The 14,690-nt window shown below is 69.9% G+C and carries 11 protein-coding genes and 1 pseudogene; 3 read left to right on the forward strand and 9 right to left on the reverse strand.

The annotated features are described in order from the left end of the window. Positions 1-86: 86 nt before the first annotated feature. The 9 genes and pseudogenes from ACIBCU_RS20450 to ACIBCU_RS20490 all read right to left on the reverse strand — a co-directional run bounded on the left by ACIBCU_RS20450 (position 87) and on the right by ACIBCU_RS20490 (position 10,933). On the reverse strand, positions 87-1,451 hold the full coding sequence (locus tag ACIBCU_RS20450; RefSeq protein ID WP_362931045.1) for a nucleobase:cation symporter-2 family protein: 1,365 nt from the start codon (positions 1,449-1,451) through the stop codon (positions 87-89). 13 nt (positions 1,452-1,464) lie between these two features. Beyond that, entirely contained in the window at positions 1,465-2,487 is a 1,023-nt protein-coding gene (locus ACIBCU_RS20455; protein WP_399232895.1) for an isopenicillin N synthase family dioxygenase, read from the reverse strand. A gap of 360 nt (positions 2,488-2,847) precedes the next feature. Next, positions 2,848-4,155, reverse strand: coding sequence for an amidohydrolase family protein (locus tag ACIBCU_RS20460; RefSeq protein WP_399232897.1), 1,308 nt, complete (start codon positions 4,153-4,155; stop codon positions 2,848-2,850). Beyond that, positions 4,155-5,510 (reverse strand): uracil-xanthine permease family protein, encoded by a 1,356-nt coding sequence (locus ACIBCU_RS20465; protein ID WP_399232899.1) that lies wholly within the window; start codon positions 5,508-5,510, stop codon positions 4,155-4,157. Before ACIBCU_RS20465 ends, ACIBCU_RS20460 begins: the two co-directional genes overlap by 1 nt. A 361-nt stretch (positions 5,511-5,871) precedes the next feature. Next, positions 5,872-6,410 (reverse strand): annotated as a pseudogene (locus tag ACIBCU_RS20470) (Gfo/Idh/MocA family protein); the annotation flags it as partial. Positions 6,411-6,415: 5 nt separating this feature from the next. After that, positions 6,416-7,936, reverse strand: coding sequence for a GMC oxidoreductase (locus tag ACIBCU_RS20475; protein WP_399232901.1), 1,521 nt, complete (start codon positions 7,934-7,936; stop codon positions 6,416-6,418). Between the two features lie 2 nt (positions 7,937-7,938). Beyond that, positions 7,939-8,328 (reverse strand): DUF6379 domain-containing protein, encoded by a 390-nt coding sequence (locus ACIBCU_RS20480; protein ID WP_399232903.1) that lies wholly within the window; start codon positions 8,326-8,328, stop codon positions 7,939-7,941. A gap of 37 nt (positions 8,329-8,365) precedes the next feature. Further along, a complete protein-coding gene (locus tag ACIBCU_RS20485) occupies positions 8,366-9,391 on the reverse strand; it encodes a sugar phosphate isomerase/epimerase family protein (RefSeq protein WP_399232905.1) in 1,026 nt (341 codons plus the stop codon). A 144-nt stretch (positions 9,392-9,535) separates the two neighbouring features. Then, the gene (locus ACIBCU_RS20490; RefSeq protein WP_362931031.1) at positions 9,536-10,933 is read right to left on the reverse strand and encodes an MFS transporter; all 1,398 of its coding nucleotides are present in this window, start codon (positions 10,931-10,933) and stop codon (positions 9,536-9,538) included. A 339-nt stretch (positions 10,934-11,272) separates the two neighbouring features. Between ACIBCU_RS20490 and ACIBCU_RS20495 the strand changes: the two genes are divergently transcribed. The 3 genes from ACIBCU_RS20495 (at position 11,273) to ACIBCU_RS20505 (ending at position 14,667) form a co-directional block, all read left to right on the forward strand. Beyond that, positions 11,273-12,682 (forward strand): MFS transporter, encoded by a 1,410-nt coding sequence (locus ACIBCU_RS20495; protein WP_399232907.1) that lies wholly within the window; start codon positions 11,273-11,275, stop codon positions 12,680-12,682. Between the two features lie 78 nt (positions 12,683-12,760). Continuing rightward, positions 12,761-13,699 (forward strand): sugar phosphate isomerase/epimerase family protein, encoded by a 939-nt coding sequence (locus ACIBCU_RS20500; protein ID WP_399232909.1) that lies wholly within the window; start codon positions 12,761-12,763, stop codon positions 13,697-13,699. Continuing rightward, entirely contained in the window at positions 13,696-14,667 is a 972-nt protein-coding gene (locus ACIBCU_RS20505; protein WP_399232911.1) for a sugar phosphate isomerase/epimerase family protein, read from the forward strand. Before ACIBCU_RS20500 ends, ACIBCU_RS20505 begins: the two co-directional genes overlap by 4 nt. The last annotated feature ends 23 nt before the right edge of the window (positions 14,668-14,690 follow it).

Below are 14,690 nucleotides of genomic sequence, written 5' to 3' on the forward strand. Positions count from 1 at the left end.
GTCCAGGACGCACCCGGCACCGACGACCAGCACCCCGACGACCCGAGCCCGCGCCGATGACGTGCGCAGTCGCCCTGACACCCGCGCTATGGGACGTATTCCGCCGGGGAGGTAGACGTCGGCCGAGTCTGCTTCTCTCCCTCTGCCTCGTCGTCCGCCGTACGTGCCGGGCGGGTCCGGTTGAAGGTCAGGTTCAGCCCGAACGCGATCAGGGTCGCGCTCGTCACCGGTGAGCCCAGCACGATACGCACACCGTCCGGGAAACGGGAGTAGAGGTCCGGTGCCACGTCGGGCGCCATGCCCACGCCGATCGACACGGCGATGATCAGCAGGTTCTGCGTTCCCTCGAACTCGACCTTCCGCAGTGTGCTGATACCGACGGCGGCGACCGTGGCGAACATGACCAGTCCCGCTGCGCCCACGACCGGCCCGGGCAGCCCGGCCACCACCGCCCCCAGCTTGGGGACCAGACCCAGGGCAACCAGGATGGCGCCCGCGACGGTGGCCACATGGCGGCTGCGCACCCGGGTCATCGACACCAGGCCCACGTTCTGGGCGAAGACGGTGTCGACGAAGGCGTTCATCACTCCGCCGAGCACCCCGGACAGTCCGTCGGCGGCCAGCCCGCGCGCCATGTCCGCGGTCGTCAGCTTCTTGCCGGTGAGTTCGGCGACCGCGATCAGGTCCGCGGTCGACTCGGCGAACAGGACCAGCATCACGACACACATCGAGATGACCGCGACCGGTGGGAACTCGGGCGCGCCGAAGTGGAACGGAGCGCTCACCCCGATCCAGTCGGCGTCACGGGCGGCTGACGGGTCCACCAGACCCAGCGGTACCGCGACCGCGGTACCGGCCAGCAGCCCGAGCAGGACGCCGGTCTGGGCCAGAAAGCCCCGGCCGAACCTCGCCACCAGCAGGATCACGATGACGACGAAGGCGGCGAGGGCGAGGCGCGACGGCGCCGCGTAGTCCGCCGCCTCGGGGTCGCTGCCGACGACAAGGTTGACGCCGACACCGATCAGCGCCAGGCCGACCACGGTGATCACCACACCGCTCACCAGCGGCGGGAAGAAGCGCGCTGCCTTGGCGAACGGCCAGGCGGCGAGCAGGCCGAAGATCCCGGCGGCGAGCATCGAGCCGTATACGGCCTGGAGCCCGTACTCACCGGCGATCAGGATCATCGGCGCCACGGCGGTGAAGGCCGCGCCGGCCATCACGGGCATGCGGACGCCGAGCACCCGCCCGACGCCCGCGCCCTGGATCATGGTGACGACGCCCGCGACCAGCAGGTCCGCGTTGATGAGCAGAGCGATGGTCGCGGCATCGAGCCCGGTGGCCGCGCCGAAGACGAGCGGCACCGTGACGCAGCCCGTGTACATCACCAGGACGTGCTGGAGACCCAGCACCGCGAGCCGCCCGAACGGCTCCCGCTTCTTCGCGGACGTCATCACAACGGCACCTCTATCGTGCGAAGTTGGCAGCGATGCGCTGCTGGATGTATTGCTCCGCCGTGATCGGCGGATACCGGCCGTCCGGCCCCTCGATCACCACGTCACGGTCGGCCTGGGCGAAGAAGGCGATGCTGTAGCGGGCGCCCCGGTCCTCGCCCGGGCCCGGGGACTTGACCCGGTGGAAGTTGGACGGAAGCCGGTCGTCGCTCCACCGCATCAGCATGTCGCCGATGTTGCAGGTGATGGCGTCGGCCGAGGGCACCACGGGAGTCCACTCCTGGGCCTCGGCCTCCTTTCCCGGGCACACCTGCAGCCCGCCCTGCCCGTCCTGCTGGAAGAGCAGCGTCAGGCAGTCGAAGTCGGTGTGCGCACCGGCCCGCCACACGTTCGGTGCGGGCTCGGCGTCCTCGGGGATCGCGAAGTAGTGCAGCATCCGCAGGGTGGACTGGTAGTGCATGCTCTGAGGGTCGTGGGCGCGGGTGAAGAAGTCGCAGGCGAAGCCCAGCTTGTCGGCGAAGCAGGACAGGACCCGCATCGCCACCTCGCGGCAGCGCGTCTCGAAGTCGAGCGCGCGCAGCCGGAATTCGGGCAGGACGTCGTCGGGCCAGAGCCCCTCCATGTGAGGGCGGGTGACCTGGTACGACTCCTTCTGGTCCGGTGTCCCGACGGACGGCCTGACCTGGGTCATGGACTCCCACCCGGAGTTGAGGCCCTTCTTCAGCCCATGCCGGGCCTTGTGGGCCTCGGGCAGCGCGAAGAATCCTTCGGCGTTCATGAACGCCTCGTCCACCAGGGCCTGTTCGATGCCGTGGTTGACCAGCTGGAAGAACCCGATGTCCGTGGCCGCCGCCCACAGCTCCTCGGTGATCTCGGCCTTGCGGGCCTCGAAGTCAGAGAGGTCGATGCGGCGGATCTCCCGCGCGGTGTTCTCGGTTCCGGCCCCGCCCATGCGGGTCTCCTTGTCGAGTTCGGCGAGGCCGTACGTCGATCGAGGCGTCGTGTGCGGCATGGCACGCGTCGTGATGTCAGTCATCGCGGCAAGTACTCCCGAGTACGTCGGAGTGGTGTTCCCCGAAGTCCTACGAGGTGCAGTCACCGCCCCTGCACCCCCACCGCGGACACACAGAGGCCCGCGGGCACGGTCGGCCTCGGACCCGTCCGTGGGCCCGGCGCCGTGGGCTGGCATACGCCCCGTCGACAGGGGCCATGCGCGATGAAGCCAGCCTGGCGGCACCATGTTTCGTCCGGGAACCAGTTCTGTTACTGCAACAGCACGTCCACGACGAACGATGACGTCGGTGTGGCGGCGGTACGGGCCGAAATCGGGACCCCCCGATGCTGTGCGCTCGGCGCCGCCCACCCCATGCGAAGGACCATCACCAGAGGGTGGCCGTTATCGCGTCAACAGGTCCACCAGGAACGCCTCGGAAAGGCGCGCACTGCGCCCGTCCCGCACCACCGCCTCTCCCGCCACCAGGACCGTGTCCACGGTCCGGCTGCTCGCGCAGGTCAGCAGCGTTGCGCCCGGATCGCGCACCGGAAGGCATGCGTAGTCCCGCTCGAAGCGGTGCAGGACGAGGTCGGCCCTGGCACCGGCCACCACACCGTCCGCGCGGGAATCGAGCCCGAGCACCTCGTTGGCGCCGCCGGCGGCGATGGCCAGCATCTCCGCGAAGCCGAGCAGATCGGCCCGCCGGTGCGCGGCACGCTGCAGATACGCCCCGATCCGCATGGCCTCCAGAATGTCCTGGGTGTCGTTGCTGGCGGCCCCGTCGACCCCGAGCCCTACCCGAAGTCCCGCTTCCCGCATGGCGAGCACGGGGGCGATGCCGCTGCCCAGCCGCATATTGCTGAGCGGGTTGTAGGAGACGCCGACTCCGTGGCGGGCGAGCGCCGCACGGCCCGCCGCGTCCAGCTCCACACAGTGCACGGCGAGCAGCCGCTCCCACAGGAATCCGGCCGCCTCCAGGTATTCCACGGCTCCTTGACCGGTGTGCTCCCGGCACATCAAGTCGTCCGTCCCCGTCTCCAGGAGGTGGATCGACACCGGCAGGTCCCGCTCTTCGGCGTACGTCCGTACCTGCCGCATTCCCGCAGGAGTGAGGCAGCGCGGATTGGGCACGGCGAGCCCCGCCGAGACGCGGCTGCCCGCCGTGGCGTCCACCAACTCGTCGGTGTGCGCGAGGGCGCTGTCCAGCTGCTGCATGAGACGTGGGTCGAAGCCCCACTTGCGGGACGGGTCCGCCCGGTCGGCCACGCCGCGGCACAGCACCGCGCGGATCCCCGAGTCATGAAGGGCGCGCAGTACCGCTTCGTGGATCTCGGCGGACGGGTTCGGCCACATGTGGTCCACCAGGGTGGTGGTGCCGCTGCGCAGAGCCTCCGTCGCCGCGGCGGCGGCCGCTGCGTAGGCGCGCTCGGGAGTGAGCACGACGGTCTCCTCGCCGACGGTTCGCAGCCAGGACAGCAGCGGCTCGCCTTCGCCGATGCCGCGCATGCCCGCCTGGTGGAGGTGGGTATGCGTGTTGACGAGGCCCGGGATCAGATGCCCGCCCGCCGCCGCCAGTACCCGCTGTCCACGGGGCAGTTCGCGGGCCCCGACGACTGCCGTCACCCGCCCGTCCGCCACGTGCACGTCCCGGGCGTCCAGCCACCGCCCGCCGCTCCACACACAGACGTCGGTGATCGTGTCGATGTACATCAGGACTGCTCCTTGCCACGAAGGACGCGACGGGTGTGGCGCGTGTGGTGGAACAGCAGATTCAGCGTGAAGGCGACGATCCCGGTCACCGCGATGCCGCTGTCCAGGACGGTGCGCAGGTACGACGGCAGCGGCGCGTAGAAGTCGGGCGCGCCGACCGGGATCATGCCGAGGCCGAACGCGAGTGCCGCCGTCAGCAGATTGCGCCCGTCGGAGAGGTCGGCGCGGCTCAGGATCCGCAGCCCGACCGCGCCCACGGTGCCGAACGTCACGAGTGACACCCCGCCGAGCACAGGTCCCGGTACCGCCGCAACCGCCGCCCCGAGCACGGGAACGAAGGCGAGCAGCACCATCAACGCGCCGGACAGCGCGACGACATGACGGCTCATCACCCGCGTCACGCTCAACAGACCGACGGACTGCCCGAACGTCACGATCGGGAAGGACGAGAAACCGCCGGAGACCACGGTGGCCGCCCCATCGGCGCGCAGCGCCCTCACCACGGTTTCCGGGTCGTCGCCGCGCTCCACGATCTGTCCCACGGCGAGGGTGTCACCCACCGACTCGACCATGTTGACCACCTGCACGACGAGCAGGGCGAGGATCGCCGGCACGACGAACGTGGGCGCCCCGAACGCGGTCGGATCCGGCACCGACAGGGCCTGCGCCTCACCGACCGCCGAACCGTCGAACAGGCCCAGGGGTACGGCCAGAAGCGCACCGGCGGCCATCGCGACCAGCACGGAGAAGCGGGCCATGGCGGGGGGCGCCAGCCGTTCGACGAGGACGACGAGGGCGACGGTGACGGCGGCGAGGGCGAGCCCTCGCGCGCCGCTGCCGTCCTCGTTCCCACTTCCGGTGATGAGCCCGGCCGCCGAGGGCACCAGGGAGAACCCGATGACCGCGATGACCGAGCCGGTGACGAGCGGCGGAAACAGATGCAGGATCCGCCCGAACCATGGTGCGACCGCCACCGTCACGAGCCCGGCGACGATGGTCGCCCCGAACACTGCGGCCAGGCCGTGCTCCTGGCCGATGAGCACGGCCGGAGTGATCGCGGTGAACGTCGACCCCATCACGATCGGCAACCGCGCCCCGAACCACTTGAAACCGAGTGTCTGCAGCAGCGTCGCCAGACCGCTGACCAGAAGGTTCGCGCTGATCAGCAGCCGGATCCGGTCATCCGGCAGATCCAGCGCGACTCCCACGAGCAGCGGCATGGTGGCCAGGCCCGAGTAAGCGACGAGCACATGCTGCAGGCTCAGCGGCACCATGCGGTGCAGGGGCGGTCGTACGTCGACGGGGTGCGCGGCGGCTTCTGGGGGGCGCGTGTCGGCAGGAGGCTGCACAGCCATCCTTCCTCCTCAAAACGCGGTGAAAGGTGGCTGGTTAGCGCCGGAGTGCCGGTCACCCGTCGGCCGTTGCAGCCATGACCGACGTGCGGGCGACCCTAGGGAGGGTATGTTTCGCACGAATTTCGGCCAGGCAACGGCCGGGGTGCCCTTCGGGCCCGTGTCTACGGCCGTGCAGCGCGCGCAGCGACCAGGTTGCGGAGCCAGACGTGAGCGGGGTCGTCGGTCACAGTGGCATGCCAGATCGAGCTGACCGTGTACTCAGGCATCGGCAGGGGCGGCGTGACGGCCGTCAGGCCCAGGGTGTCGGCATGGACGGTGGCCGCGTGGGTGGGGAGGGTGGCCAGGGCGGGCAGGGTCGCGTAACAGCGGCGTCGTCCACGCTGACCGCGCCCGTCTCGCCCGAGCCGTCGGGCAGCGGCCGCTTGATGACGAACGTGTCGAGAAGCCCGATGACGCCGGTGAGGTGTTCTCCGGTGAGGTACTGGGTGAGGTCGACGATGTGGGAGCCGATGTCGCCCAGGGCGCCGGATCCGGCCTGTTTCTTGTCCAGGCGCCAGGACAGCGGAGTGGCCGCGTCGGCGAGCCAGCCCTGAAGGTACTGGGCGCGCACGTGCCGGACCCGGCCGATGCGCTCTCGGCGTGGGTGTCGCCGGGCGTGCAGATGTCGACCAGGTCGATGTCGTCGCGCTGCACGACCTGCCGCCAGTCGGTCGCGCTCACCTCCCATCCCAGGCGGTCGGCGGCCAGGGCGGCACGCGCCGCGTCCCGGCCGACCACGACCGCGCGCCGAGGGGCCAGGGGCAGGTCGAAGAAGTGCGGGGCGGTGCGCCACGCCTGGGAGTGGGCGGCGCCCATGAAGGCGTGGCCGATCAGGGCGACGCGCAGTTCGTCGCGAGGCATGGAGGTCACCGTCCTTCGGCAGGCAGGTTGCCGGCGATGTGCCGGGCGCCCGCGATCGCCAGGGCGACGGAGGTGAGCGTCGGGTTGCAGGCGGTCGCGGTCGGGATGACGCCGTTCCCGGCGACGTAAAGGCCGCGAACGTCCCACACCTGACTGTCCGCGTCACACACAGACGTCCCGTCGTTCTCGCGGCCCGCACGGACGGTGCCCTGGTAGTGCAGGGAGGCGCCGAGCGCGAGGGCGCGGGGCTCGTTGTCGAGCGGCTCGCCGAGTGCTTCGGCGGCGCGACGCACCGCGCCGCGGGCCGCCTCGATCGCCGCGTGGTCCCGGGCGGTGAGCCGGTAGCGAATCTGCATGGCGGGCAGGCCGTACGCGTCGTCGCGCTCGTCGTCGAACTCGACCCGGTCCTCCGCCCGCACGTCCTTGGCGCAGAACCAGCCGAGCCCGACGACGGTTCCTGGCGCGGGCTCGTCGTCTTCGGCCAACGGTACGGGGGATGCGTCGAGTTGCATCACCTGGCCGTGGAAGGGTTCTTCGTCGGTGTACGGGACCCAGCTCACGCCGCTGTGCCGCGCGATGCCCTCGGTCCGCTCCCCTGGTCCGGCGGCCACGTCGCGCAGCCGCACCGCGAACACCACCTGGGGCTGGTCGTTGAGGTACCGGCCCAGTGCGGCCGGGCGGATCCCGGAGGCCCACAGCAACTGCGGGGTGCGCAGCGCGTCTGCGGCGATCACGACACGCCGGGCCCGCACCTCGTGGGTCGCACCGTCGCGCAGATCATGAATCAACACCCCGACCGCATGGCCCTGTTCGACAAGAACGCGCGTCGCCAGCACCTCGGGGGCCAGGGTGTGCCGCGGGTTGTTGCGAGTCGCCTCGCCGAAGACCACGTCTGCGCCGGACCAGGTGAGCCGGCCGTCGGGGTCGCGGCGCACCGCGAGTGGCATGGGCTGCACGCCGCGCTCCTGGGGGCGCTTGCCGTCCAGGGCGCCCGCGAGCCGCTTGCGTACCTCGGCGGCGAACGGCGCGTCGTCAAAGGCATGAGCGTCGACATCCAGCAACCGCTCTGCCTCGTCCAGCAGTTGGTCGAGTCCTGCCACGAAGTCGATACGCTCGGCGCCGCCGGGGCGCGGGCAGGCCGCCGTCCAGTGGGCGCCCATGCCGCCGACGTTGCTGGACATAGCCGCGTTGGGCAGGCCGTCCTCGCCCTGCGCGGTGTGCCCGTCGGGGAGCAGGAAGGTTCCCGGGCGGGCCAGTCGGCCGTCCGGCGGAGCAGGGGCCGGTCCCTGAGAGCGCTGCTGGGCTCTCGCCCGCTCGTCCGGATCTGCGATGTTCTTCACGTGTCCGCCCGGCGGGTCGGCAAGGAGCGGCCCGGCCTCGAAGGTGACCACGTGCAGGTCGGGTCGCTGCTCGGACAGGATGCGTGCGTACGCGGCCCCGCACGGCCCGCTGCCGACGATCGCCACGTCGACGTGCTCGGGGAATGTCCTGGTGCCGCCGTCCGCGTTCCTGTTCCCGTTCCCCATGCTCACGCCCCTTCGAGGACGAGCTGCTTGTGGTCGCGCCCGCCGCCCGACACCGGCATGTACGAGATGCGCAGCCGCACCACGACGGCGACATCGTGCGCTCCGGGCGCGAGCGGCTCGTCGGCTTCGAAGGCGAGGACCGCGCGCTCGCCCATCTCCCAGCGGTCGCCGGTGACATGGGGCATCTCGGCGAAGGTGTACGTGGAATCGCGCACGGTGAACGTGGTGCGGCCGGGTGGGACCGGCTGACCGTCAAGGGTGAGGTCGACGGCTTCCACCATGGACAGGAACAGACCCCGGTAGTAGGGCATCCGGACTTCGATCTCGCCGCCCGGACGGCCGTCGCCACGGTGGCGCAGACTGTTCTCACAGACGATGTACTTCTCGAACATGATTGTCTCCCTGCGGTGTTGAGGCGAGGTGCGGCGGTCAGGCGAACTCGCCGATGAGGCGCGCGAGCAGGCGCTGCTGTCGGCGCACCTGCTCGACGCTGTCGACCTCGAACACATCCTGGATGTGCCGGTTGCCCTCGTACTCGCTGGAGAAGTAGCCGTCGAATCCCCCGTCGGCGTACACCGGGACGATCTCCTCGTACGGAATGCTGAACTCGTGGCCCCCTTCGGCGTCGTCCGTCATCTCGTAGAACTTCGCCTGGACGTGGCCGACGAAGGCCATGTGGTCGAGCATGTCCTTGGGCTCGGTCCAGATGTAGTGGGTCGCCTGCCGGGCCAGGGCAAAATCGACGGGGCCGCCGCCGCGGTAGTTGACGATGTCCATGAGTGCGTGGGTGTCGCCATGGTCGTCGTAGGTGCGCACGATGTAGTCGACGAGTTCGGGTCGGGCCCCGTCGCGCAGCGCGCGCTCGCTGACCACGCGCGGGAAGCGGCGTACGTGGATACCCATGTCGGGCATGAGGCCCAGCACATCCGGGCCGACGCGGTGCATGACCTCCAAGTGCGCCTGGACCCACGGGTGCTCCAGGTGGAACGGTGCATGGACTTCCAGGAGGAACCGGACTCCCTGGTCCCGCGCGTACGGCGCCGAGGCCGCCATCACCTCAGGCGAGAAGTTGATCGTCGCCTTCACGATCGGGGCGCCGAGCCGGACCGCGATGTCGATGTCGCGCTGGACGGACGCGGTCTGCTCGTCCAGGGTCAGGAGGCGGCCGGGGTGGAGCTTGGTGTCGAGGAAGGCGTTGGTGGCGACCGGCGTCGTGCCGTAGCGGCTCATCCACTCCTGCCAGCGAGCGACGAACTCGTCCGTCAGGCGGGGGTAGCCGGGAATCGACTGTTCCGGGATGATCTCGATACCACGGGCCCCCATGTCGGCCGCGGCGGCGACGCAGTCCTCCACGGACAGGGTTCGCAGGAAGTACTCCTCCTGGAACGAGTAGAGACTGACTCCACGCCGGACGCGGTGCGGCGCCCGCTCGGAGGAGGGTATTGAGGAGGTCATGGCGGCTCTTTCGTATCCTTCGGAGGATCTGTGAGGATCTGTGGGGCCCAGTCTGGGCCCCACAGATTTCAATTTCAAGATTCTGATTCTGTTTTTTGGTCCGCAATGAGCCCCTGCCCATGGGACGTGAGGCAGAGGTGGACCCTACGGACGGCCTGCGGCGCGGACCTCGGCGGCACGGTCGATGTCCGCGCGGATCTGCTCGTGCCGGCCGTCCATGTCCCAGAAGAGCATCGTGACGGCCTGCGCGACGACGAGCACCAGCGGCCCGCCGTAGAACATGATCCGGATCGCCGTGAGCGCGCCGCCTTCCGTCACGCCCGGGTGGTATCCGGCGAGCGCGAGGCCGTATGCGACGACCGCCGAACCCACCGCGGAGCCGACCTTGGTGGCGAAGCTGATTCCGGAGGAGAGCAGCCCTTCGTTGCGGGTTCCGTAGCGCCACTGCTGGTACTCGACCGCTTCGGCGACCATCGTGAACATCGAGATCATCGACACCGCGATGGCGAGTGTGGCGACGGTGTAGACGGCCAGGAAGACCGGGAAGTTGCCCTCGAACGGGAAGAGCGCGGCCCATGCGACGAAGCCGACGGCGAGTGCAAGGAGGTTGCCGCGGCGCTTGCCGAAGCGGCGGTAGTAGAACGGCGCGACGATGCCACCCGCGAGCATCGTCCCCGACACCAGCGGCAGTAGGACCGAGATCGCCCACGGCTTGTTCAGAACGGAGAGCGCGAAGTAGATGGCGACGGCAAGAACGAGCGAGAGCCGGATGAAGTTGAGCACTCCGTAGACGAAGGTGACCTTCCAGGGGCGGTTGCCCCACAGGGTCCTGAACGACGCGGACAGACCCATCCTTTCCGTCTCGACAGGGAGCGCGTAACGCTCTCTGCAGGTCAGGAAGGTGACAAGGAAGAACCCGATGCTGAGCACACCGTAGATCACGGTCGCGATCGTCCAGCCGCGCTGTTCACTTCCCGCGCCCAGCCAGGCGACGAATGGCGTCGTCGACGCGGTCACGATGATCGAGCCGACCGAGCTGCCGATCGCCCGCAGACTGCCCATCTGCATCCGCTCGTCGGGGTCGCGCGTCATCATCGGCAGCATCGAGCTGTAGGGGACGTTGACCAGCGAGAAGAGCAGACCGAGCGTCAGGTAGGTCAGGAATGCATAGATCAGCTTTCCGCTCTCGCCCACATCCGGAACGGTGAACGCGAGCACCCCGACGATGCCGAAGGGTACCGACGCGAAGACCAGGTACGGACGGGCCTTGCCCCAGCGGGACTTGGTGCGGTCCACCAGAACACCGATGGCCGGGTCGATGACTGCGTCCAGAAGGCGGGCGACGAGGAAGAGCGTGCCCAGCATCGCGGTCGGCAGGACGGCGACGTCGGTGTAGTAGTAGAGCAGGAATCCGCCGACGAGATTCCAGGAGAGGTTCGAGGCGAGGTCTCCGGCTCCGTAGCCACACTTCTCCCGCCAGCCGAGCCGGACCGCCGTCCCGCGACCCGTCTGCGGCTTGATCTCACTACTGGTGATGTCCAATGTGCTCCGCTCCTTTGCGTGCACGGCGCCACAGCGGCGCCCTCGACGCACAGAGCACACCACTGCGGGGTGCGGCACAAGAGAAAGTGAATTCAAAATTCGGATTCTACTTATCTACGGCATGGATACCTTCCGGCTTCACCCATTCTGACCAGCACAGATTCCGACGTCGCGAACATGTCATGCATCCACACCGACCGTCCCGAACGGCAGACCGGCAGCGGAACCGGAGCGTCCGAAGGCACAATGCCCGGCGACGGCGGGGCGTGCCGTGAGCCGCCCGACGGGAAGCCGACCCCTCTCCCGCGCCCGAAGCCGCCGTCAGTCGCTGGAGTCCCCGTGGCCCGAAATGCCTCCCTGCGCGCGGCCGGAAAGCCTCGTCGCAGCCTGTTCGTCTGCCTGGTGCTCGTCACCGCCCTCGGAGCGCTCGACCAGACCGTCGTCGCGACAGCGCTCCCGGCGATCGTGACCGATCTCGGCACACCGTGGCGCGCCTCATGGATCGTCACCGCGTACGTCCTCACCCTGACCGCGGCCATGCCGGCCGTCGGTGCGCTCGGCGACCGATTCGGTCGCCGCTTGGTCCTCGTGGCCGCCATCGCCGTGTTCGTCGCGGCGTCGGCCGCCTGTGGAGTAGCGGGTGGCGTCGAGTCCCTCGCCGCGGCCAGGCTGGCCCAAGGGATAGGCGGCGCAGGGTTGTTGACCCTGCCCCAGGCCGTGGTGGCCGATGCGGTGCCCGCACGCGAGCGCGCCGCCTACCTCGGCCCGCTCGGCGCCGTGTTCTCCGTCGCCACCGTGGTGAGCCCGCTGCTCGGCGGCTGGCTCACGGATGCCGCCTCCTGGCGGTGGATCTTCTGGCTGAACCTGCCGCTCGGCGTCGCGGCGACGGCGCTCGTCCTCGCGGCAGTGCCTGCTGCGGCCTCGCGCCGGGGCCGGGGCCGCACCTTCGACACGGTGGGCGCGGGCCTGCTCGCCGCCGCGTCGGCCGGCCTCGTGCTGGTCACCCTGGCCGTCGCCGAGTCCGGCTGGACCGCGCGGACCTGCGCGGCAGCGCTCGCCACCGCCCTGCTGGCCACGATCGCCGTGCGGTGGGAGCATCGCGTCGCCGACCCGGTGCTGCCGGTACGGATCCTGGCCCGCCGGCCCGTCTCGCTATGCTGCCTGCTGGCCCTGGTGGGCGGCATCGGCCTGTTCGGCGTGCTCGCCTACGTCCCCACGTGGATCCAGGGGGCCTACGCCACGTCCGCGACGACGGCGGGGCTGATGCTGCTGCCGGTCACCGCCGGGATCGTCGTGGGGATGAACGGTTCCGGGCGCGCGGTGCGGCGCCGGGGGCACTGGCGCCCGTACCCGATCGCCGGCTGCGCACTGTCCGCACTGGCGACCGCGACCCTGGCCGTATTCAGCCGGGGCACGCTCCCCCTGCCGCTGGTCGCGGCGCTGCTGGCCCAACTGGGCCTGGGAACGGGCCTGTTCATGCAGGTCGTGGTGGTCGTCGCACAGGACGCGAGCGACCGCACGGCAACCGGAGCGGTGACCGCAGGGATGGCCTTCACCCGGGAGATCGGCGTGCTGGCCGGCGGCGCGGCCCTCGGCGCCGTCGCGGGACACGCACTCACCGCCGACCACGCCGCGTACGGGGCCGCGTTCACCACGGTGTTCGCCACGGCCGCCGCGTGCTTCGCCTGCGGCCTGGCCGTCGCCCTGCGCATGCCCGCCCACACCTTGGCGAGCGCCCGCACCTCCTAGTATCAGAATCGTGATTCTGCTTAGATACGTTCGGCGGCCCGCGCCGAGCACCGCCCTGTCCTTGGGAGTTGAACGCCGATGAACGCGCTCCGCTGGAGCTACATGGATCACTGGCGGGTGGACAGCCCGCGCGGACCCGTCACCCAGTACGCCGCCCGCCGCCACATGGACGACTTCGTCAAGCAGATCAGCGCGGTGGGCTTCGAGGGCCTGGACATGTTCGACTTCCAGGTCTACGCCCTGACCGGGATGTACGGCTCGGTCGAGAACTACCAGCGCCATCTGCGCGACCACGGCATAGCTAAGATCGTCAATCTCTTCCGCGGGATTATGTACGACCCCCGCGTCGCGGACGCCCACGTCCGCGAGACCCACGACGAGATCGTCACGAGCACCCGCCGCATGCTGGGCATGTGGGACGCGCTCGACATCGAGAGCCTCATCGTCATGCCCGCGAGCCTGTACACACAGACCGCACCAGTCACCGACGACAAGATCAAGGCGGCGGCCGAGTGCTGGAACCGGGTGGGCGAGATGACGCTCACCGAGTTCGGCGTCCGCACCACCTGCCACCACGAGTTCTTCTGCGCGATCCGCACCGAGGACGACATCCGCAAGTTCTACGAGTGGACCGACCCGCGGTACGTCTCCTTCTTCTGCGACACCGCCCAGCACTGCATCGCGAGCATCGACCCGGTCGCCCTCTTCATGGACCTGCACGAACGCTGCTCGGGCTTCCACTTCAAGGACACCCGGCAGCGCGACACCACCGAGGCGTACCGGCACAGCCCCGACGCGGAGCTGATGGCCCCGCAGACCGCGCAGTGGTTCCACGAGATGGGCACCGATGGCGGCCTGGTCGACTTCCCGCGCCTGATGCGCGCCATCAAGGACGTCGGCTACGAGGGATGGATCAGCGTGGAGCACGACAAGGCCAACATCACCGGCGACTACGCCGAGGCCACCGCCCTGTCCATGTGGTACGCCCGCAACGTCCTCTCGGAGATCTACGCATGAGCACCGCCGCCCCGATCCGCCTGGGCTACGCCATCAATCAATGGAAGCCGAACTTCGACGACTTCACCCGCGTCGAGCAGCACGAACGCGCCCTGAAAGTGATCGCCGCCTGCGGATTCACAGGCGTCGAACTGCGCGGCGGCACCGGCCGCTGGGACCCGCTGGGCCGCCCCGCCTCCATCACGGCCACCTACGGTTCGACCGGAACCTTCCTGGACCTGGTGCGCCGCACCGGGCTTGCCGCGGTCAGCAGTTGGTACGTCGACCCGGGCGAGCCGGTCGACGAGGAGCTGAGCCGGGGCCGTTCCATCCTCGACCCCGCCCAGCACTCGGATATCGCCCGATCCCTGCTGCCGTTCGCGGAGTTCCTCGCCGAGGCCGGCGGTTCGCGGCTCGTCGTACGCGCCCTTCCGGCCGCCTGGTCCCTCGAACCACCGCTGGACCGGACGCGCATCGCGCACGCTGCGGCCGGCTGGAACACGGTCGGCGCGGCCGTCGCCGACACCGGCGTACGCCTGTCCCTGCACGTCGACTGCCTCAGCGCCGCCGCCGACGGGACCACGCTGACCGCACTGCTCGCCGAGACCGACCCCGCGCTCGTCGGACTGACGCTCGACACCGCGGAACTGACCGTCGCCGGACTCGACCCCGTCCAGGTCTTCGACACCCACCACGACCGGGTCGACCACCTCCACCTCAAGGACACCCGACACGTCGACATGGACGGCGAGCGCCTCGCCCCGTACGCCGAGGCATCGTTCCTGTCCGAGGGCGGCACGCGCGGCGTAGAGCGCTGGTTCTACGAGTGCGGCACCGCGGGCGGCCTGGTCGACTTCCCGGCACTGGCCGAGCGGTTGCGCGCCCACGCCTGGGCCGGCTGGGCCGTCTTCGAGAGCGACCAGACACCCAATCCGGCGCGCAGCGCGATGCTCAACGGCTGGTACGCACAGCGGCTGTTGCCCCGCTGAGCAGGCACCCTCTTTCCTTCCAC

This window comes from Streptomyces sp. NPDC051064, assembly GCF_044455985.1.
Lineage (GTDB): Bacteria > Actinomycetota > Actinomycetes > Streptomycetales > Streptomycetaceae > Streptomyces.